This window comes from Nostoc sp. FACHB-280 (assembly GCF_014697615.1).
In the GTDB taxonomy this organism is placed as follows: Bacteria; Cyanobacteriota; Cyanobacteriia; order Cyanobacteriales; family Nostocaceae; genus Nostoc_B.
Map to the genome: position 1 here is coordinate 84,539 of NZ_JACJSD010000022.1, position 20,357 is coordinate 104,895.

A 20,357-nucleotide genomic window follows, 5' to 3' on the forward strand; every position below is an offset into this window, starting at 1 on the left:
TGGCCATTGACTTATGACCACTCAAGTAGAAAGTTGTTGGAATGTAATTGGCATTGAGGGCGATCGCACTTGTGCGGAATTATCTACACATACCCATTGTCGCAATTGTCCGGTTTATTCGGCGGCTGGTCGCTGTTTACTAGAACGCCCAACACCAGAAAACTATCGTCGTGAGTGGACACACTTGATCGCGGAATCTCCCGCCCAGAAAAAACCGCATCTACCTACCTACGCTGTGCGAACCAGCGAAACTTTAACAGTCGTGATTTTTCGGTTGCATCAAGAATGGCTGGCACTTCCGGCGCAAGTTTTTAAAGAAACTACGCCTCCGAGTGTGATTCATACCCTACCCCACCGCCAAAACCAAGTCTTACGAGGATTAATTAACATTCGTGGTGAATTGCTTTTATGTGTTTCCCTAAGTCATTTTTTAAATATTGAGCCAAGTGAATCACCCCTACCAGGGCTGAGTCCTGTATCCCATTCCCGAATGGCGGTGATTGAAAAAGCTGGTAATGCTTGGGTGTTTCCAGTGGATGAAATATATGGTGTCCACAGATTTCATCGGCGGGAATTGCGCGATGTTGTGCGAAATGTCACTCAAATAACCCAAACTTATACTAAAGGTTTATTTTCCTGGCAACCACTGAATCTGCCAACAGTGCGTACTGTCAGTTATTTGGATGATGAATTATTATTCACCAATTTGGCGAAGAAGGCACAGTAATGAACGAAGACGCTGACCTTAGCCAATTATCGTTATTTGATTTGTTCAAAATGGAAGTCACAACTCAGGTTGTGGTGCTGAACAATTGTTTACTGGCGCTGGAAACTAATCCTGATCCTAAATCAGAATTAGCGGCTTTAATGCGGGCAGCCCATTGTATTAAAGGTGCAGCGAGAATTGTCCAAATTGAGCCAGCCGTCACCTTAGCCCATGTGATGGAAGATTGTTTTAGTGCGGCACAAGTTGGTAAAGTGAATTTAACCGCAGATGATATTGATGTGTTGTTGCAAGGGGTGGATATGTTGCAAAACATCGCCACTAATGCCGAACTACAACAAGGAAATCAACCGCAAATTCAATCTTTGGTAAATGCGATCGCAAATATTTCCACTACTGTGAATATCCCGGCAATTGTCCCAGCCTTAGATATTTTACAGCCCCCGCCCCAAAGTGAAGTCCGTCAACCAGAAGCCTTAGTAAGTCCCCAAAATCAAACCGTGCGGGTGAGTACAGATAATCTCAATCGCTTGATGGGATTAGCCGGGGAAACCATTGTTAGTAGTAAATGGTTAGAGTCATTTACCGAATCATTTGTCCAAGTCAGAAGCAATCAAATCGAGTTATCGAAATTAATAGTTAAATTACAAGAATTAGTTAGCGATCGCCCCTTAGATAAACATCTTCAAGAACATTTAAGTACAGTACATCAAAAAACCAGCGAATGTACTCGTTTAATTAGCGATCGACAAACCGAGTTAGAATCCTTTTCCCAGCGTTCAGGCAACCTCGCCCATCGTTTGTATCGAGAACTAATTGTGACCCGGATGTGTCCCTTTACCGAAGGCTGGCAAGGGTTCCCGCGTATGGTACGTGACCTAGCCAGACAGTTGGGTAAGCGCGTGAACCTAGAAATCAAGGGTCAGCATACCTTGGTAGATCGGGATATTTTAGAACGATTAGAAGCTTGCTTAACGCAAATTCTCCGTAATGCGGTTGATCACGGCATAGAATCTCCCCCAGAACGGATAGCCCAAGGTAAACCAGAAGCAGGCACAATTGGCATTGAAGTTGTCCATCGGGCGGGGATGTTATTTATCACCATCTCTGATGATGGCCGGGGAATTGATCTGGAGTTTTTGCGTCAAGAAGTTGTCAAAAAACAACTAGTAAACGCAGATATAGCAATGCAATTAACTGAAGCAGAGTTAATGGAGTTTTTGCTGTTACCAGGATTTTCCACCACACAAACTATTACCGAAATTTCTGGCCGGGGTGTGGGTTTAGATATTGTCCATAATACAGTACGGGAAGTTGGCGGCACTGTCAGAGCAGTTTCTCAACCAGGAACAGGCATGAGTTTCTACTTGCAGTTACCCCTAACTCTATCTATTGTGCGTACCTTATTAGTAGAGATTGCCGATGAACCTTACGCCTTTGGGTTAACCCGAATTAATCAAGTTTTGATGTTATCGCCATCAGAAATTGCGATGTCAGAAAATCGCCCGTTTTTTTGGCTAAATCATCAGCCTGTAGAATTGATTTCCGCGCGGCAAGTTTTCGAGTTACCCTTACCTACGGCAAATCCAGATTCATTAGCAGTGGTGGTAATTAGCGATCGCCTCCATCATTATGGATTAGTTGTTGACCGCTTTATCGGTGAATACACTTTAGTTGTCCGACCTTTAGATTCCAGGCTGGGGAAAATTCCCAACATTAGCGCCGCCGCCCTCATGGATAATGGGAATCCCGTATTGATTATCGATGTCGAAGATTTAGTTCGTTCTATGACCAAGGTGGTTGCTAGTGGTCAACTAAGTCAAGTAAATCAATCAACACAGCAGACATTGAGCAGAACTCACAAGCGTATATTAGTTGTAGATGATTCAATTACCGTCCGGGAAATGGAACGCAAGCTTTTAGAAAATCACCATTACCAAGTTGATGTCGCCGTCAATGGGATGGATGGTTGGAACGCCCTACGCACTAGTGATTATGATTTAGTCATTACAGATATTGATATGCCCAGGATGAATGGTTTTGAACTCACCAGCCAAATCAAAACCCATCCCCAGTTAAAAAACATCCCCGTGATTATTGTTTCTTACAAAGACCGCCAAGAAGACCGCATTCAAGGCTTAGAAGCAGGTGCAGACTACTATCTCACCAAAAGCAGCTTCCATGATGACACTTTATTACAAGCCGTAATTGACCTGATTGGTCAGGGTTAAGACTTTATGAACAGCATTCACCAACAAGATATGAAAATTTCTTACCCCACTCCCCACTCCCCATTCCCCAGTTTATGAGAATTGCCATTGTCAACGATATGCGGATGATGGTGGAAGCACTGCGGCGAATATTAGCCACAATCCCGGAGTATGATTTGGCTTGGGTGGCTTACGATGGTGCAGAAGCGGTGAGCAAATGTGCAGTTGATACTCCTGACTTAATTTTGATGGATGTTTTAATGCCTTGTATGGATGGAGTGGAAGCCACAAGGCAAATTATGAGTCAGTCGCCCTGTGCAATTATTATTGTGACTGCGAGTATTAATCGCTATGCGGCTAAAGTCTTGGAAGCAATGCACTATGGTGCTTTAGATGCTATCAATACGCCTGCTGAGGGTAGTACAGGACTGTTAAACAAAATTCGTACCATTGCTAAATTAATTGGTAAATCGCCCCAGGTGCGAACAGTCAAAAAACTGCCATCTTTGCCGAACTTATTACCACCGCTTATTGTCATTGGTGCTTCTACTGGCGGCCCCCAAACATTGGTGAAGATTTTGGGGCAATTTCCCCAAAATTTTGCAGCTGCTATTGTTATTGTGCAGCATTTAGATGCTCAATTTGCTCCCGGTTTTGCAGCTTGGTTAAATGAACAAGTTCTCTTACCTGTAGAAATCGCAACTACAGGCTCTAGACCACAACCAGGAAAAATTTTTTTAGCTGGGACAAATCATCATTTGGTAATGACGGCTAACCTGAGTTTTGATTATGTGGAACAACCTGCAAATTGCCTTTATCGTCCATCTATTGATGTTTTATTTCAAAGTGTGGCAAAACATTGGCTAGAGTCAGGAATTGGGGTGCTACTGACTGGGATGGGACGAGATGGCGCTCAAGGTTTGAAAGTTCTACGCGATGCAGGTTGGCATACGATCGCCCAAAATCAAGAAACTTGCATTGTTTATGGAATGCCAAAAGCGGCTGTAGAATTAAAAGCGGCTGTGGAAGTTTTACCAGTTGAGGCGATCGCTTCTGCTTGTACCAAGATATTACGGATATCGGCAAATTAAACCTCAATCCCATCAATTTAACTATAGTAAATCTACTAGATTCTTGAAGAAAGAATACTGAAATTTTTGATTTTTAAGTTGTTTTTGGATCTCTTAACTTTTAAGCTGATTATATCTAAAGTTATATTTACTTTTGTATACATTAAGTTATAATAAATTTACAAAAAAATAGAATTAATAATTTTTGTTTGACCTCATCATTTGTCGCTACCAAATCAATATTTCTATCTTGAAATCCAGAGATATCCAATGCTATTACCTAACTTAAATATGCAGTTAGCATCACCAAATTTGCTTAATGAACTGAAATTGCAAACAGAAGATGTCAAAATTTTGTTAATTGATGATCAGGCAATATTTGGTGAAGCAATTAATCGGATGATTGCCAAGGAAACAGATATTACTTGCAATTATGTTAGTAATCCTTCACAGGCTTTGCAAAGTGCGATCGCCCTTGAGCCAACAGTCATTTTGTTAGATTTAATTATGCCAGATATGGATGGCTTAATGCTATTGCGTTGGTTTCGTTCTCATCCATCAACGCAGGAAGTTCCCATCATTATGTTATCCAGTAAAGAAGAACCAATACTCAAAGCAGAAGCCTTTGCTGCGGGAGCTAACGACTATTTAATTAAGTTACCAGATGCTATAGAATTAATTGCCCGCGTTCGTTATCATTCCAAAGCTTACAATAATTTCAAGGCACTCTCAACTGCCACAGCAACAGCGAAATTACAAGCACAAGAACTAGAAAATACACTCCATAAACTGCAAACAACTCAAGTGCAACTTATTCAAACAGAAAAAATGTCTAGTTTAGGCAGAATGGTTGCAGGTTTAGCACATGAAATTAATAATCCCGTGAGTTTTATTCATGGCAATTTTAATTATCTCAACGAACATATTCATACTATTTTACGACTAGTCGAACTTTATCAAAAAGAATACCCTGAAGCTGAACAATTGATTCAAGATAAAATTGGTGATATAGACTTAGATTTTATCGTAGAAGACTTTCAAAAAATTCTCTCTTCTATGAGGGTGGGAACTGACAGAATTAAAGATATTATACTTTCTTTAAGGAACTTTGCTCGCCTTGATCAAGCTGATAGAAAAGCTGTCAATATTCATGAAGGTATTGAAAGTACATTATCTTTATTAAATCATCGTCTCAAACAAGAAATAGAGATAGTTAAAGAATACTCAACATTACCTCTAGTTGAATGTTATGCTGCCCAATTAAATCAAGTATTTAGTAATATTATTAATAATGCAATTGATACTTTGTTAGAAAGTAAAAATTCAGAAAATCCAAAGCAAATTATTATTAAAACAGAAGCTACAGATACAGAAACTATTAAAGTTAGAATTATCGATAATGGCTCTGGAATAGAACCAGAAATTCAAAGTAAAATATTCGACCCTTTCTTTACAACTAAACCTGTGAACAAAGGTACTGGTTTAGGTTTAGCAACCAGCTATCAAATTATCGAAAGTCATCATGGTAATATTTCTGTCAAATCTGAGCCAGATAAGGGATCAGAATTTATTATTGAAATTCCAGTCAGATTTAACAATAACAGGTGACAGGTGACAGGTGACAGAAGAGAATATTTAACGGCCGATAAACGCCAATAAATTAAGGATTTAATTGATGGCATTAGTAGAGACGTTACATGTAACGTCTCTACTGCATTCTGTACATACAACGTCTCTACAGTATTCCGTGAATATGTAAACTACTGTATTTTTTGAAACTAACCAAAAATACCAGCAAAAAAGTCAATAGTTTCCTTCAATGCTTTGATGAACACATCAATTTCTGCGCGGGTATTGTAGAAAGAAAAACTTACCCTTGCGGTTGCTGGCAAACCTAAATAGCGGTGTAATGGTTGGGTGCAGTGGTGTCCAGAACGGATGGCAACGCCTTCTTGATCTAATAATGTAGATAAGTCGTTAGCGTGAATATCTCCGGCTGTGAATGCAGCTAAAGCGGCTCTCCCTTCTCCATTTGCATCAGGTTTAGGGCCATAGATCCGAATTTGGGGAATTTTCTCTAATTGTTGGAATAAATAAGCGGTTAACTCAGCTTCGTAAGCATGAATTTTATCCATACCAATACTTGATAGATAGTCTATCGCAGCACCGAGAGCGATCGCTTCCCCAATTGCAGGTGTCCCGGCTTCAAATTTATGGGGTAATTCGGCATAAGTAGAATGATCTAAATATACCTCGGCAATCATTTCACCACCACCAAAAAATGGTGGCATTGCTTCTAACAATTCCAGCTTGCCATATAAAAAGCCTATACCTGTTGGCGCACACATTTTATGTCCCGAAGCTACCAACCAATCACAGCCGATGTCTTGGACATCCACAGGCATATGAGGCACACTTTGACAAGCATCAACTAAGAATTTCGCGCCGTATCTGTGAGTAATATCAGCAATTTCTTTCACTGGGTTAATACAACCCAAAGTGTTAGAAACATGAACAATTGACACCAGTTTTGTTTTCTCAGAAATCAGTTGTTTAAACTGTTCCAAATCAAACGTTTCTTCTGGTGTTAAGCCAACAAACTTTAGAACTGCACCCGTTTTTTGCGCCACAAATTGCCAAGGCACAATATTACTGTGGTGTTCCATCACCGACAGAATAATTTCATCGCCTGGATGTAAATTATTCATTCCCCAGCTATAAGCAACTAAGTTAATTGCTTCGCTGGCGTTGCGGGTGTAGACAATTTCTTGACGAGATGCAGCATTAATAAATTTGGCAATTTTATCTCGCGTTGCTTCGTAAGCATCTGTCGCTTTTGCACTCAGGGTATGAGCGCCACGATGCACATTGGCATTGTACTGCTCATAATAATTTTGTAGAGCATTTAATACCAGCAAAGGTTTTTGCGATGTCGCCGCATTATCGAGATAAACCAAGGGTTTACCATTGACTTCCTGATGTAATATCGGGAAGTCAGCGCGGACTTTATCGGCAAGAGTTTTGGTAGCTGTAAAAGTCATTGGTAATTAGTCAATAGTCATTAATTATTAGTCATTAGTCATTAGTCAAAGACTTAAAACTAGTGACGGTGTTTAGCAATATGTCTCTGAGGGAAGCAAGAGGAACTTTGTTGATGATTTCGGTGGCGAAGGCGTTAATTAATAAATTACGTGCTGCACTTTCATCAATTCCCCGGCTTTGTAAATAGAAGATTTCATCATCTTCTAACTGACTCACAGTTGCACCGTGAGCGCATTTAACGTTATCGGCGGTAATTTCTAATTGGGGTTTGGTATCTACTCGCGCCTTGGAGGATAGCAGTAAATTGCGGTTTAACTGGGCTGCGTCAGTTAACTGGGCTGGTTTAGGTACAAATACTTTACCATTGAAGATTGCATGAGCGCGATCGCCAACAATACATTTGTGCAATTGTTCACTTTTACCATAAGGATAATTCAGAGCGATCGCACTATGAGTATCCGCCACCTGTTTCCCAGAAATCATCGCCAAACCATTGAGCGTAGTTTCAGTTTGCTCACCAGTTTGCAAAACCTCTAAATTGTGCCGTGATAACTTTGCCCCTAAACTAAAAGCATTACAGGTATAGCGACTATAACGAGCTTGGTTAACAGCAGTCTTACCAATGTGAAAAGCCTCAGCACCTTCTCGCTCCAACCGAGTATGGCTCACCGACGCATTCTCACCAACCCAAATTTCTGTAACTGCGTTGGTAAAGTATACTTTCTTGGCGCTCTCTGCGTCTTGGCGGTTCGTAAACTCTTCTATTACAGTTACCTGCGAACCAGTTTCCGCCACCACCAAACAACGCGGCTGAGAAATCGTCGCTCTCTCACCAGCAACCGAAATAAACAGCAGATGAATAGGAGTGTCAACCACAACATTTTTACCCACCCATACAACTGCTGCATCAGTCAAACCAGCAGTATTGAGAGCAGTGAATACCTCCAAAGCGCCCTCAGCTTGAGCGAGGTATTTGCGGATGCGATCGCTTTCAATTGTTAACCCAGTCAAATTACCAACTACAATACCATCAGGTAAATTAACAGCAGATAACTCCGGCGCATAAACACCATTAACAAACACCAATCGATTATCAGTTAGAGATGTTAAGTTTAACCCCTCTAAATTATTAACTGGTTGCGCCTTGCGAAATTCCACACCCCGCAAATCTGACAAATCAGTAAACCGCCATTCTTCCTCGCGGGTGGTAGGGATAGTTGAGTGACGTACCCAATTTGCAGCTTGTTGGCGTAATTCCTCTAACCCATCAGCTTGAGAAACACTAACTTGATTTAACAACTGGGTTAAATAACCATCTCTATCCAACAGAGAAGACACCAAACTGACTGCATCCGAGTTAGGAATAGCACTAGGAGAAACTTGAATAGACATTACACACCCACCTCAACAGCGCTTTCCTCCAAAATCCAGTCATAACCGCGCGACTCCAATTCCAGAGCCAATTCCTTACCGCCACTGGTGAGAATTCTGCCCCGCGCCATCACATGAACAAAATCCGGCACAATATAATTCAGCAGACGTTGGTAGTGGGTAATCATAATTGTCGCATTTTCAGGACTAGTCAGTTGATTTACCCCATTAGCGACAATCTTCAGCGCATCAATATCTAAACCAGAGTCTGTTTCATCCAGAATTGCCAACTTTGGTTCTAACAAAGCCATTTGCAGAATTTCATTCCGCTTTTTCTCACCGCCAGAAAACCCTTCATTCACACTCCGACTGAGGAAAGCTGCATCCATCTTCACAACTTCCAACTTTTCCTCAATCAAATCATCAAAATCAAACGCGTCTACCTCTTCCAACCCTTGCGCCTTCCGCCGAGAATTGTAAGCTACCCGCAAGAAATCCAAATTACTCACACCAGGAATCTCTAACGGATATTGAAACGCCAAAAACACCCCACTTCTAGCGCGTTCTTCCGGCTCCATTTCCAATAAATTCTGCCCTTGGAAAATCACCTCACCGCCAGTCACTGTATACGCCGGATGTCCCGACAAAACCTTAGATAAAGTACTCTTACCAGAACCATTCGGCCCCATAATCGCATGGATTTCACCAGCGCGAACTTCCAAATTCACACCCTTCAAAATCGGCGTACCATCAACCTCAGCCGTCAAATCTTTCACTGACAGCACAACTTCACTATTCTCAATGATCATGTTCTCTCTCTCTTCTCTCTCTGCGTAACTTTGCGCGTACCTCCGCGCCCCTTTGCGTTTAGAACCTAACCCACACTACCCTCTAGTTTCAGACTCAACAACTTATCAGCCTCCACCGCAAACTCCATAGGTAGCTGATTAAACACATCCTTACAGAAGCCGCTAATCATCATCGAAATCGCATCTTCTGAAGAAATGCCGCGTTGAGCAAAGAAGAATAGCTGATCTTCGCCAATTTTAGAAGTTGAAGCTTCATGCTCCACTTTCGCAGCTTTATTTTGTACTTGAATATAAGGGAAAGTATTGGCGTGGGCATTATCCCCAATTAACATCGAGTCACACTGAGAATAATTTCTCGCACCTTCAGCCTTCGGGTTGATTTTTACCAAACCGCGATAGCTATTACTAGAATTACCTGCGGAGATTCCTTTAGAAATAATCGTACTGCGAGTATTCTTACCGACGTGAATCATCTTCGTTCCGGTGTCGGCTTGCTGCATATTGTTGGTTAACGCCACCGAGTAAAATTCACCCACAGAATTATCGCCAACTAACACACAGCTAGGATACTTCCAAGTAATTGCAGAACCAGTTTCTACCTGAGTCCAGGAAATCTTAGAATTTACGCCTTGACACAAACCGCGCTTAGTCACGAAATTGTAAATACCACCTTTACCGTTAGCATCGCCAGCGTACCAGTTCTGCACAGTAGAGTATTTAATTTCCGCGTTATCTAAAGCCACCAGTTCGACAACTGCGGCGTGGAGTTGGTTGCTGTCATACATTGGCGCGGTGCAACCTTCTAGGTAAGAAACGTAGCTACCTTCTTCAGCGACAATCAAAGTCCGTTCAAATTGTCCCGTATCACCAGAGTTGATGCGGAAGTAGGTAGACAATTCCATTGGGCATTTCACACCTTTAGGAATGTAGACAAAAGAACCATCGCTGAAAACGGCGGCGTTCAATGCAGCAAAATAATTGTCAGCGATGGGAACAACGCTACCCAAATATTTTTTGATTAATTCTGGATGTTCCCGCAGGGCTTCCGAAATCGAGCAGAAGATAACACCATCTTTCGCTAGTTTTTCTTTGAAGGTAGTAGCGACGGAAACACTATCAAAAATTGCATCTACCGCCACGTTTGCGAGGCGCTTTTGTTCAGAAAGGGGAATACCCAGCTTTTCAAAGGTTTCCAGGAGTGTCGGATCTACTTCGTCCAAGCTGTTGAGTTTTTCTTTCTTTTGCTTGGGGGCAGAGTAGTAAATGATATCCTGATAATTAATTGGTGGATAGTTGACGTTCGGCCATGTTGGTTCGGTCATTTTTAGCCACTGGCGATAGGCTCTCAGACGAAATTCCAGCATGAATTCCGGCTCGTTCTTCTTCGCGGAAATCAAGCGGATAACGTCTTCATTGAGTCCACGCGGGATGGTATCGGCTTCAATTTCGGTGACAAAGCCGTACTTGTAAGGTTGGTTAACTAGGGATTTGACAGTGGCACTCATCTGTAATAATCTCTTGTGTTCCGAGGGATCTCTTTTAAGGATGGAAGACGGGCTGGGTTTCGCCGATGCCGGTCTTGTTTTACCGAGTGGTTTACACGGCTGTTACAATAAGGATGAAGATTAAAACAACATCCATGTTGTTTAACGTATCTTCATTTTACGCTAGATTAACAACAATGATGTTGTTAAAGTCAAATTTTCTCAAAAAAATTTAGGACGACGATGGCGACTACCCAGCAGTCCTCAACCAAGCAAGAGATTCTCGAATATCTGCTCAAACACTCACAAGCAACTGCTTTTGAGCTTTCCGAAGTTTTAAATGTTACCCCCCAAGCGATTCGTCGCCATCTCAAGGATTTAGAGGCGGAAGAATTGATTGTCTACGCCTCAACGACGCAGGCGGGAATGGGGCGACCACAGCATATTTATCAGTTAAGTCGTCAGGGACGCGATCGCCTGCATCGGACAACCAGCGATCGCTTCGGTGATGGTTACGGTGAATTCGCAGTTTCGCTGCTGGATACCCTAGCCGAAACCGTTGGTCACGACAAAATGAAAACGATTTTACAAAAACAATGGGAACGCAAAGCCCAAGAATACCGCGATCGCTTGGGTAAAGGTTCGTTAAAAGAGCGGGTGGAAACTTTAGTTGAGTTACGCAAAGCCGAAGGATTCATGGCAGAGTATCACTCTGTGGAAGCAGATAATGATCACCCGACTGATAGAATAGGCGATCGCTTTGTTTTAATAGAACATAATTGTGCAATTTCCAACGTTGCCGAGTCTTTTCCTAGCGTTTGTGGTCATGAACTAGAAATGTTTGCGGCTGTACTACCAGACTGTATAGTAGAGCGTACCCACTGGATTATTAACGGTGAACATCGTTGTGGCTATTTAGTTCAAGCTCGCAAGCAAGAACAGAATTAATTTATAAAGTCTGAAGTCTGAAATATTAAGAAAAATACTTACTCAGCACCAATGATAGAGGCTAGAAGATAAAAAACAGTTACATATATAAAACCAAGAGACTGGAAATCTAGGTCTATACAAACAAAGCCTGCCTTTGCAGGCTAGTTGTATGCTTTTTTATATCGATTTGGTATAAGATGATTCCAAACTTTATACTTCACACTTCAGACTTCACACTTGTCTATGGATTTACCATCACAGCAACCATCAACACAGTTTTTAACTTTGGAAGAATCAGCACAAGTTGATGCTGCTTTACTATCTTCCCCAGAAAAGTTTTTAACAAGATTGACTATTTCATCACAAAAACTCTTGCAGCAAATTGCTCAAGAATACAATGTGAGTATTGAAGATTTAACTACAAAGCAAATAATTAGTTGGTTTGAGAAAGATAGCAAAATTAGACGGGAGCAAGGAATTGAAGCTTCATTTTTGAAGTGGTAAATACTTGAAAAAAAGAGGCTAGTAGCTAGAGGTTAGGGGCTGGAAATAAAGATTTTTACTCAGCACTTATGACCTCAAAGAAATATATTGCACTAAAAATATCATCGTTATTAATGTCTAAACTTTTTGCTGTTGTAGTTGCGACTGTTCCTGAATATTATGAGTATAAACAGGCTCACCCAGAACATGACCAAAATCAACTAGCTTGGTTTCGTGAGCAACAAGAAAAAGGAATTTTACTCTGCTGTGGGCCTTTTTTTCCCCATGATGGAACAGGATTTTGGGTGATTCAAGCAGAGAATCTCGAACAGGCTCAAGCAATTGTCAAAAGTAGCCCTCGTGCTAAAGATGGTATGTTAGCAGACTCCGCCAGGGTTGTGGAATGGGAAGTGCATATTGGACGCGATCGCTTTTTGTCTGAGTAAATTACCTGTCTTAATTATGATTCAAGGCAGATTTTCGAGAGGTTACAGCATCGCTATAGTTGGATTATTAGGATTAACTATGATTCGTTGTAGTCATCCTAGTAATAGCAAAATTGTTGTAAGTGATCGCAACCAGTCTCATCAGGAAATCAAAAGCATGAAACTAGCCAGCACAGCCTTTAATCCTAATGCTTTAATTCCTTCTCAATATACCTGTGATGGTAAAGATATTTCCCCGCCTTTAGCCTGGAGTGACGTACCAAAAGATACACAAAGCATAGCGTTAATTGTAGATGACCCCGACGCACCAGGAGGAACATTTGTGCATTGGGTTGTTTACGATCTTCCAGCTACAGTTAGTCAATTATCCGCAAAAATTGCATCCCAAGATTTACCAGGAATACAGGGAAAAAATGATTTTGGTAAGCTTGGCTATGGTGGCCCTTGTCCACCAAGTGGAACACATCGCTACTTTTTTAAACTTTATGCTTTAGATAAAAAGTTAGGTTTGACACCAGGTGCAGCAAAAGAGCAAGTTTTGACAGCAATGAAAGGTCATGTTTTAGCACAAGCAGAATTGATAGGAAAATATAGCAGGGAATAGGAAACAGGTGACAGTAGCAATTATCACCTTTGCCCGATGGCGATCGCACTTTGAGATCCAAATTAGTATCTGCGGCGTATTCTCTAGATAATGATTCTATGAGTAAAAAGCTATGTCTGAAGTAGCCCCTCTTTCGCCAGAAATTATCCAAACTGTAATTACCCAATATTTTGCCGCTACTCGTTCCGCTAATAAAGCAGATGAGATGGTAGCCTGTTTTGCCAAAGATACGGTGAGTTACGACCCAGTAGGAACACCAGCAAAACAAGGTCATGCTCAACTGCACGCATTTTTCCAACAAATAGCTGCTTTATTTGTCAAAGTAGAACTCTGTGAAGAGTTTATCACCATTAATGGAGATGAAGCGGCTGTAAAATGGACAGGTCGGGGGATTGGTCACAATGGTCGAGCCGTCACATTTGAAGGAATTGATTTGTTTGAGTTTAATAATGAAGGGAAAATTCAATCTCTCAAGGCTTACTGGAATCCGGCGGTGATCCTGGCAGAGTTACAAGAGGGTTCTGATATTTCTTGAACATTCATTACCTTAATTATTTCAGTATGTTTGCTAACTCTTAAAAATGCTTGGAAAGTAGTCGAAAGCTCGGTATACTTCGCAGTGATACCCAGAACTCAATTACTAACCAACTCTGAATGGAGAGTTTATTTACTACTACCGATGTTTTACTGATCACCAAAATTGCCCAAAAAGACCAATCTGCGTTATCTGCTCTCTACGATCGCTATGGCAAAATTATTTATGCGATCGCCTTTAAAAGCCTGAAATCACCAGAAGAGAGTGAAGAAGTTGTATTGGATGTTTTCGCTCAAGTTTGGCGAATTGCCGAGCGATACGATACACAAAAAGGTAGAGTGGATACTTGGTTATTTACCATTGCACGTAGTCGCATCCTTGATCGTCTACGCAAACTGCAACGCACTCACGTATCTACTACCTTTTCTTTAGATACAACAGAAATTCAGCCCAAAGCCGATAACATAGACTTGTTTGAGTCAGTATTTATTGCTGAACGGCGGAGTCGGGTAATCGCAGCCATGAAAAAATTACCAGATGAACAACGACTGGTAATTGAATTAGCATATTATCAAGGATTGACTCAAAGTCAAATTGCAGAGGTAACAGGTGTATCCTTGGGAACAGTCAAAACTAGAATTCGGCTAGGATTAAAAAAGTTACAATCTATTTTTGTCACTAAGGAAGAATTTTAAGTTAGTGTCTTGCCAAATATATACACGACTTATTTAGTATTAAATCAAATTAGAACTCGATGATGCACCGCAATTCTGAAAACTACTGCTTTTGTGAACTAGCTCCCCTGTATGCCCTTGATTTATTGGATGAACAAGAGCGAAATTGGGTTGAGCAACAAATAGCAGAGTGTCCAGAATTAGCCGCAGAGTTAGCAGAATATGAGTTAGCAGTGACAGCAATTCCTTATACTACGCCTACTGTGCCAATGGCGACAGATTTAAAAAATCGCTTGTTTGAGCGTTTGGATTTAGATACTCCAGAACCACCACAAGTCAAGGAAGCAGCCACAGCGCCGGGATGTTTCGCGGTGCGATCGCAAGATTTGAATTGGCAACCACATGATGTCCCTGGTGTTAAAATCGCCATCTTACACATTGATCAAGTCAAGCGCGAAGTCGTCGGATTATTTCACGCCGATCCTGGTATTCATTATCCTTGTCACCGTCATGCCGCAATTGAAGAAATTTACATGATTTCTGGGGATTTGATGGTTGATGAGCAGGTTTATGGTGCAGGAGATTACATCCGTTCTGAACCAGGTTCAGTGCATAGCCCCTATACGAATGGTGGTTGTATGTTTTATTTTCATACCTCAATGGATGATGAATATCCTAGTTTGAAAGTGCTGAGTGCTGACTGCTGAGTTTGGTTGTGGGTTTTTTCCATGAGGGACTAGTGGTCTATCGCATTAATTTTGATGTGTGGCTAGATCCCCGACTTCTTAAAGAAGTCGGGGATCTGACCACCACCAACGCCTAACTAATTTTCCCAACGATAGATCCAACAGCAAATATTTGACGTATACCTCTGTAGTTCAAGCAACGCAGAGGTTTTAAATTTATGAATCAGACTCAAGCTTGCTCTCATCTATTCATTGGTGGTGCGATCGCTCATATTTATCGAGCTTTGGAGATTAAAACTGTAATTAAATTTAATTTTCAAATTTATAGATCCAAGTTGCTGTTCTTGACGTATTTAATCTTGAAAACCAAACAAGTATTCTGCATCAACAGAATACATAGTAACGTGGAGTATTTACTAATATGAAAAGTCAAACAACGACCAATCAAAAAAATTGGCGGCACTTTAGTTTTGCTAATATCAAAGTTCTTATAGGTGTCAGTTTATTGGCTTTAGGTTTAACAGTAGGTTGGACAACTTTAACACCAAAATCTGTAACCGCTTCTGATCACGATGATGGGGAAGTGGATACAAAAGGACGCAATTTAAATTTGACTGATTTATATGTCTTCCGCGAACAAGACCAGAACCCAGCCGCGCGTAAAGATGATTTGATTTTAGTGATGAATACAAATCCGCGATCGCTGGCTCGGCAACAGTATTATTTTAGTACGAATGCTCTATACGAATTCAAAATTAGCCGGGTTGCCAATCGAGATGCTACCCCTACAGGTCGAGAAGATGTGATCCTGCGCTTTCAATTTGATGAACCCAACAGCAGAGGCGAACAACCATTTAAATTGACTGTGATTGCTGATCGTCATAGAAGTAGCGATCGCGGTATCACGACTCCTTTAAGTGTTAATCCCAACAACCCTACTATTAACAACTTATATTTGCGTAAAACCCCAGTCACTGTTTTTGCTGGACTGCGTGAAGACCCCTTTTTCTTTGATGTTGAACAGTTCTTCCGAGTGCGTGCAGGTGCTTTAGGTATCGGCCCGGCTGTGGGTTTTCGTCCGGCTGATCAAGCCATTGATTTTGCCAAAGGCTATAACGTCAACTCCATTGTCGTCAGAATACCCCGTTCTCTAATCGCCGGAAATACAAACGCCACAGTATTTGATGTCTGGCAAACTATTTCATTTAAAAACTATGCCTATGGTAGATTCCAACAAGTCGAGCGTCTAGGAAGACCTGGAATTAATGAAGGTTTAGTAGTCACTAACGATTTTCTCAACGCCTTTAATAGCATTCCCCCAACAGCCGATTTAAGCCAAGCCGCAGCACCTGTGGGAGCAGAAGCCAGGAAGACACTCAAAGCTTTGGGTAATAGTGACCAACGTGCTGATGCACTGCTCGCAGCATTTCTCCCTGATGTGATGCGAATAGATACCAACGTCTCCAGTGGTTATGCTAATGCTCTCAATGCTAAAGGCAGTCCTGTTGCTGGACGTAAGCTAACAGATGATGTAATTGATACTACACTCAGCGTTTTGACTAACGGTGCTGTGACTAGCGATAACGTGTCTTATGCAGGAACTCCCGGCAACCCATCCCAAGGACATCAACCTTTAGTACCGCAATTTCCTTACCTAGCATTACCAAATTAAGGCAAGGGTGCAGGGTGCGGAGAGCAGAGGGGAAACATCTCTCCCGGCTCCCTGTCCCCTGCCCCTTGTCCTCTTCTGTTCTTAGCGTATGTCTGCGTAAAAAAATGCAAATACAGCTTTTCCACTACAAATTCCCCAGAAAAATCCTTTGGGTATTGATTACCGCCCCTATATTGTTCATCATCGCCCCTTATCTCAACTCGCAACCAAATTCGCCCTACCGCTATAACTTTTCTCTCTCCTTACCTGGTACGGAAAATAGCCGTGCCACATTACAACAAGAAATCGCCTTTTACCAAACTAAAGTACGACAAAGCCCTGATAGTGGTTTGAATTTAACTGCATTAGCGCAAGCCTACTTAAAAATGGCCAAAGCTACGGGCGAAAGTAATTGGTATTTATTAGCAGAACAGGCAGCTAATCGCTCTCTGTCTCATTTACCATTCCATAATCATGGTGCAATTCTGGTTCTGGCTCGTGTTGCTCAAGCTAGACATGACTTTGCCGCAGCGATTCGTCTATCTGAGAAAGTCTTACAATCTCAACCCACTAACGATCATGCTCTGGCTATCTTAGTCACATCAAATTTGGCGACGGGTAATTTAACTGCTGCTAGAACTGCCGCCGATGCCCTAGTAAACAAAATTCCCACCCAAGGTAACTTAACTTTACAAGCTTTGGTATTAGTTGCCCAAGGTCAAGATCAAGGTGCGATCGCCACTTTTAAAAATGCTTTAGCAACTGAAGAACCGGGAGAACTCGGTACTTCCGCTTGGACAAGGGTTGTCTTCGGTCAATTTTATAACAAACGGGGACAGCCAGATTTAGCCACCAGTCTCTACAAAGAGGCTTTACGCATTATACCGAGGTATCCTTTAGCATTGCTGCATCTAGCAGAACTAGCAACGCGCCAAGGCAATTATCAGCAGGCGGAAAGTTTTTACGCCCAAGTTTTACCTAATTCACAAACATCATCCACCATTTTTGACCATGCTGTGTTGCGAGGTAGGGCGAAAGTTCTGCAATTACAAGGTAAAGCCGCAGCCGCACAAACACTGTTAACTCAAGCAGAAAGCTTACTGCGAGAAGAAAACGCCGGACACACCAACGGTTCCTTTGGACATCGGCGAGAGTTAGCCAGGTTGTTATTAGAAAAGAATCACCCTGAAGATACGGCTGAGGCTTTATCGCTGATGCAGGCGGAAATTAAAATTCGCCGTGATGCTCAAACACTAGATACCTTGGCTTGGGCTTTGTTTCGCGTCGGACGTTTCCGGGAAGCGCAACAGCAAATACAAGCCGCCTTGCAATTAGGTACGCGAGATGCGGCTATATTTTACCGGGCGGGGATAATTGCCAAAGCTTTGGGAAATCAACAGCAGGCTTTGAATTACGAGAAGTTAGCCCAACGTGTCGATCCGACTTTTAACGCCAAGGCGCGGCTGATATCAGGACTTGGTTTGGAGAATTTAGGAATTTAGGAACGATGACAACTATGTGGCGCAGATACCGAGTGGCTTTCATCTGCTTGATTGCAGCATTTTTAGTAGTAATTGGTTGGGCTAGTCCTAGTCAAGCACATTGGGCTGATTTGGCGGTGGCGGAGGTGACGGTAGAACAGACAAAAACAGCAATGATTTTGACCTTTCCGACAGCTTTAGTACCTGGGGTTGATGATAACCGTGATGGACAACTCTCCATTGATGAAGTTACCACCCATCAATCAGAGTTAGAAAAATTTTTTGGCGATCGCATCCGTCTGATTGACGCACAAGGGGAAGTTGGAAAACTGGCGGTGGCTGCAACGAATAATTTACCTGTGAATATTGCGAGTAATATTCAGACTCACAGCACTTTAGAGCTAACTTATACTTGGGCGCAACCAGTCACTGGACTTGTAATTAACTACAATTTATTTCTCCCCAATGTCGCCACTGCTCGATGTCTAGCCACCGTGATGCAAGGAGGAAAAATTCGCAATTTAGTCTTTACTCCCGAACAACGAGAATTTACTTTAATTAACCCTCCGGTATGGCAACAAATTAGTAGCTTTGTGTGGCTAGGAATTGAACATATCTTGACAGGTTATGACCATGTTTTATTTTTAATTAGTTTATTAATGCTGGGTGGTGGTTTTGGTTATTTAACTAAAGTAGTTACAGCTTTTACTATTTCTCATTCTGTGACTTTGACTTTAGCTGTATTGGATATTGTGACTTTACCAGTTAGGTTTGTGGAAAGTGCGATCGCCCTGACTATTGTTTATGTAGCGGCGGAAAATTTCTGGCGCACGAGTTTACGCTGGCGTTGGTTACTCACCTTCATTTTTGGATTAATTCACGGGCTAGGCTTTGCTGGAATTCTCAAAGAAATTCATCTGAATCAATCTAATTTGGCTTTATCCTTAGCTAGTTTCAATGTGGGTGTAGAAATCGGTCAAATAGTTATTGTGACTATTGCTTTTTTGATTTTCCGTACCATTAAAAAATATCCTGGGGAATTAATTGTACGTCGTTGCTTATCTGCTGGCGTTGTGGCTTTGGGATTAATTTGGTTTGTAGAACGAGCTTTTTATTAAATCCAATCATTCAGAGTTCAGGGTAGCACTAAAGGGTATAAGGGTGTAAGCGTTCAAAACCCTGACACCCCCACACCCTGACACCCATTGTTAACAACTAATAACCTTTCTACGTAAGTCCTGCTGCTATGTGAAATAAAATCTTTTCTAAGGACGATAAGTATTAGTCCGAGGGCTACGAACGCCAGCAATAGCACCTATTAATGAAGCAGCCAAACTTAATAAAGAACCAAGAACAAACCACCATAAACCTCTAGAAGTAGCAGCAGCAGCTTCACGAGTTTGTTGAGCAGTTATGTTAGGGACATTTTGGGGTACTGCTAAACCACCAGGTTGTTGTACTTGGTTGATAACTTCACCAGCATTAGAAGCAGCAATTCCAAAAGCACCAGATACTCCACTAGCTAATAGCCAAGAACTCAACGCCAAAGTAGTAGCCCAAAGAATTGCGCCATTTAGCAAAGCTGTATTCCGGTTCATCGGGCCACAAGCACGACTGGTTATCCATCCCCCAACAAACAGTGACAGTAGCAAAGCTACTGTTGACCAAATTCCGACATTACCAGCCACATCAGGTGCTACTGTTCTGGGTGCGCCAGAATTAGCTATGCTACCTGCACCGATCGCCGCAAAAAATGCACTTAAAATTAACTGTGTGGCTAAAGCAATTAACACCCCAGAAATTATCGGCCCCCAGCGAACACGGTCATGATACTCACCGACTCTAGTTACTACCGCTGGATCAGTAACAATATCATCACCTGTGCGATTTACGTATGACATAGTTTATTGGCTCCTTGACTATTTTTTAGTAAAGTTTTCTGGCTATATTCATGCTTACGTTTAAAATTAAATTGCTCTTTTCAATTTTTAATATCTATCAACAGAAAGACTTATTTTATCTATCTAGGGTAAGCTGTTCAGCATTTAAATTGTGTATAATAGAAAGCTGAATTAAGTAAAAAAAAGGAATAATGCCAGCAAAAAATCATTTAACTTCTCAGCAAATAGAGAAACTACAAAAAGCCTTAAAACTGGA

20 protein-coding genes are annotated in these 20,357 nt (G+C 41.7%); 15 read left to right on the forward strand and 5 right to left on the reverse strand.

Features of this window, described 5'->3' with window-relative positions; all coding sequences use genetic code 11:
* The first annotated feature begins 13 nt into the window (after positions 1-13).
* From H6G75_RS17445 to H6G75_RS17460, 4 genes are all read left to right on the forward strand, one after another.
* Positions 14-727 (forward strand): chemotaxis protein CheW, encoded by a 714-nt coding sequence (locus tag H6G75_RS17445; protein WP_190981276.1) that lies wholly within the window; start codon positions 14-16, stop codon positions 725-727.
* Positions 727-2,955 carry a hybrid sensor histidine kinase/response regulator gene (locus H6G75_RS17450; RefSeq protein ID WP_190981277.1) on the forward strand — a complete coding sequence of 743 codons (2,229 nt, stop codon included), beginning with the start codon at positions 727-729 and terminating at the stop codon, positions 2,953-2,955. The genes H6G75_RS17445 and H6G75_RS17450 overlap by 1 nt, the downstream gene beginning before the upstream one ends.
* A gap of 74 nt (positions 2,956-3,029) precedes the next feature.
* Positions 3,030-4,025 carry a chemotaxis response regulator protein-glutamate methylesterase gene (locus H6G75_RS17455; RefSeq protein WP_190981278.1) on the forward strand — a complete coding sequence of 332 codons (996 nt, stop codon included), beginning with the start codon at positions 3,030-3,032 and terminating at the stop codon, positions 4,023-4,025.
* Positions 4,026-4,274: 249 nt separating this feature from the next.
* Positions 4,275-5,612 (forward strand): ATP-binding protein, encoded by a 1,338-nt coding sequence (locus H6G75_RS17460; RefSeq protein ID WP_190981279.1) that lies wholly within the window; start codon positions 4,275-4,277, stop codon positions 5,610-5,612.
* Positions 5,613-5,782: 170 nt separating this feature from the next.
* Here the strand turns inward: H6G75_RS17460 and H6G75_RS17465 are convergent, their stop codons facing one another.
* The 4 genes from H6G75_RS17465 to sufB form a co-directional block, all read right to left on the reverse strand.
* Positions 5,783-7,045, reverse strand: coding sequence for a cysteine desulfurase (locus H6G75_RS17465; RefSeq protein WP_190981280.1), 1,263 nt, complete (start codon positions 7,043-7,045; stop codon positions 5,783-5,785).
* A gap of 34 nt (positions 7,046-7,079) precedes the next feature.
* Complete coding sequence (gene sufD / locus H6G75_RS17470; protein ID WP_190981281.1) at positions 7,080-8,438, reverse strand: Fe-S cluster assembly protein SufD; 1,359 nt, start codon at positions 8,436-8,438, stop codon at positions 7,080-7,082.
* A complete protein-coding gene (sufC, locus tag H6G75_RS17475) occupies positions 8,438-9,226 on the reverse strand; it encodes a Fe-S cluster assembly ATPase SufC (protein ID WP_190981282.1) in 789 nt (262 codons plus the stop codon). The genes sufD and sufC overlap by 1 nt, the downstream gene beginning before the upstream one ends.
* A 65-nt stretch (positions 9,227-9,291) precedes the next feature.
* A complete protein-coding gene (gene sufB / locus H6G75_RS17480; protein ID WP_190981283.1) occupies positions 9,292-10,731 on the reverse strand; it encodes a Fe-S cluster assembly protein SufB in 1,440 nt (479 codons plus the stop codon).
* 222 nt (positions 10,732-10,953) lie between these two features.
* On the opposite strand from sufB, the gene sufR reads away from it, so the two are divergent.
* From sufR to H6G75_RS17535, 11 genes are all read left to right on the forward strand, one after another.
* Positions 10,954-11,658 carry an iron-sulfur cluster biosynthesis transcriptional regulator SufR gene (gene sufR, locus H6G75_RS17485; protein WP_190981284.1) on the forward strand — a complete coding sequence of 235 codons (705 nt, stop codon included), beginning with the start codon at positions 10,954-10,956 and terminating at the stop codon, positions 11,656-11,658.
* Positions 11,659-11,883: 225 nt separating this feature from the next.
* The gene (locus H6G75_RS17490; protein ID WP_190981285.1) at positions 11,884-12,144 is read left to right on the forward strand and encodes a hypothetical protein; all 261 of its coding nucleotides are present in this window, start codon (positions 11,884-11,886) and stop codon (positions 12,142-12,144) included.
* 113 nt (positions 12,145-12,257) lie between these two features.
* Positions 12,258-12,569, forward strand: a complete 312-nt coding sequence (locus tag H6G75_RS17495; protein WP_190981286.1) for a YciI family protein — start codon at positions 12,258-12,260, stop codon at positions 12,567-12,569.
* Entirely contained in the window at positions 12,541-13,173 is a 633-nt protein-coding gene (locus H6G75_RS17500) for a YbhB/YbcL family Raf kinase inhibitor-like protein (RefSeq protein ID WP_242051560.1), read from the forward strand. The genes H6G75_RS17495 and H6G75_RS17500 overlap by 29 nt, the downstream gene beginning before the upstream one ends.
* A gap of 112 nt (positions 13,174-13,285) precedes the next feature.
* On the forward strand, positions 13,286-13,708 hold the full coding sequence (locus tag H6G75_RS17505) for a nuclear transport factor 2 family protein (RefSeq protein ID WP_190981287.1): 423 nt from the start codon (positions 13,286-13,288) through the stop codon (positions 13,706-13,708).
* Positions 13,709-13,827: 119 nt separating this feature from the next.
* Entirely contained in the window at positions 13,828-14,403 is a 576-nt protein-coding gene (locus H6G75_RS17510) for a sigma-70 family RNA polymerase sigma factor (protein WP_190981288.1), read from the forward strand.
* A gap of 59 nt (positions 14,404-14,462) precedes the next feature.
* Positions 14,463-15,089 carry a cupin domain-containing protein gene (locus H6G75_RS17515; RefSeq protein WP_190981289.1) on the forward strand — a complete coding sequence of 209 codons (627 nt, stop codon included), beginning with the start codon at positions 14,463-14,465 and terminating at the stop codon, positions 15,087-15,089.
* A 197-nt stretch (positions 15,090-15,286) separates the two neighbouring features.
* A complete protein-coding gene (locus H6G75_RS17520) occupies positions 15,287-15,493 on the forward strand; it encodes a hypothetical protein (protein ID WP_190981290.1) in 207 nt (68 codons plus the stop codon).
* Positions 15,490-16,740, forward strand: a complete 1,251-nt coding sequence (locus tag H6G75_RS17525) for a DUF4331 domain-containing protein (protein ID WP_190981291.1) — start codon at positions 15,490-15,492, stop codon at positions 16,738-16,740. The genes H6G75_RS17520 and H6G75_RS17525 overlap by 4 nt, the downstream gene beginning before the upstream one ends.
* A 104-nt stretch (positions 16,741-16,844) precedes the next feature.
* Positions 16,845-18,221, forward strand: coding sequence for a lipopolysaccharide assembly protein LapB (locus tag H6G75_RS17530; protein ID WP_190981292.1), 1,377 nt, complete (start codon positions 16,845-16,847; stop codon positions 18,219-18,221).
* A gap of 14 nt (positions 18,222-18,235) precedes the next feature.
* Positions 18,236-19,318 carry a HupE/UreJ family protein gene (locus H6G75_RS17535; protein ID WP_190981293.1) on the forward strand — a complete coding sequence of 361 codons (1,083 nt, stop codon included), beginning with the start codon at positions 18,236-18,238 and terminating at the stop codon, positions 19,316-19,318.
* Positions 19,319-19,465: 147 nt separating this feature from the next.
* On the opposite strand, the gene H6G75_RS17540 is transcribed toward H6G75_RS17535, so the two are convergent.
* A complete protein-coding gene (locus tag H6G75_RS17540; RefSeq protein WP_190981294.1) occupies positions 19,466-20,101 on the reverse strand; it encodes a hypothetical protein in 636 nt (211 codons plus the stop codon).
* Positions 20,102-20,357 lie beyond the last annotated feature (256 nt).

Bases quoted from the DNA above. Each gene is read 5' to 3' on its own strand.
- sufR (WP_190981284.1), top strand. From the start codon at position 10,954: ATGGCGACTACCCAGCAGTCCTCAACCAAGCAAGAGATTCTCGAATAT.
- H6G75_RS17495 (WP_190981286.1), top strand. From the start codon at position 12,258: ATGTCTAAACTTTTTGCTGTTGTAGTTGCGACTGTTCCTGAATATTAT.
- sufD (WP_190981281.1), bottom strand. From the start codon at position 8,438: ATGTCTATTCAAGTTTCTCCTAGTGCTATTCCTAACTCGGATGCAGTC.
- H6G75_RS17445 (WP_190981276.1), top strand. From the start codon at position 14: ATGACCACTCAAGTAGAAAGTTGTTGGAATGTAATTGGCATTGAGGGC.
- H6G75_RS17465 (WP_190981280.1), bottom strand. From the start codon at position 7,045: ATGACTTTTACAGCTACCAAAACTCTTGCCGATAAAGTCCGCGCTGAC.
- H6G75_RS17505 (WP_190981287.1), top strand. From the start codon at position 13,286: ATGTCTGAAGTAGCCCCTCTTTCGCCAGAAATTATCCAAACTGTAATT.
- H6G75_RS17540 (WP_190981294.1), bottom strand. From the start codon at position 20,101: ATGTCATACGTAAATCGCACAGGTGATGATATTGTTACTGATCCAGCG.
- H6G75_RS17450 (WP_190981277.1), top strand. From the start codon at position 727: ATGAACGAAGACGCTGACCTTAGCCAATTATCGTTATTTGATTTGTTC.
- H6G75_RS17490 (WP_190981285.1), top strand. From the start codon at position 11,884: ATGGATTTACCATCACAGCAACCATCAACACAGTTTTTAACTTTGGAA.
- H6G75_RS17510 (WP_190981288.1), top strand. From the start codon at position 13,828: ATGGAGAGTTTATTTACTACTACCGATGTTTTACTGATCACCAAAATT.
- H6G75_RS17515 (WP_190981289.1), top strand. From the start codon at position 14,463: ATGATGCACCGCAATTCTGAAAACTACTGCTTTTGTGAACTAGCTCCC.
- H6G75_RS17525 (WP_190981291.1), top strand. From the start codon at position 15,490: ATGAAAAGTCAAACAACGACCAATCAAAAAAATTGGCGGCACTTTAGT.
- H6G75_RS17460 (WP_190981279.1), top strand. From the start codon at position 4,275: ATGCTATTACCTAACTTAAATATGCAGTTAGCATCACCAAATTTGCTT.
- H6G75_RS17530 (WP_190981292.1), top strand. From the start codon at position 16,845: ATGCAAATACAGCTTTTCCACTACAAATTCCCCAGAAAAATCCTTTGG.
- sufB (WP_190981283.1), bottom strand. From the start codon at position 10,731: ATGAGTGCCACTGTCAAATCCCTAGTTAACCAACCTTACAAGTACGGC.
- H6G75_RS17535 (WP_190981293.1), top strand. From the start codon at position 18,236: ATGTGGCGCAGATACCGAGTGGCTTTCATCTGCTTGATTGCAGCATTT.
- sufC (WP_190981282.1), bottom strand. From the start codon at position 9,226: ATGATCATTGAGAATAGTGAAGTTGTGCTGTCAGTGAAAGATTTGACG.
- H6G75_RS17455 (WP_190981278.1), top strand. From the start codon at position 3,030: ATGAGAATTGCCATTGTCAACGATATGCGGATGATGGTGGAAGCACTG.
- H6G75_RS17520 (WP_190981290.1), top strand. From the start codon at position 15,287: ATGAATCAGACTCAAGCTTGCTCTCATCTATTCATTGGTGGTGCGATC.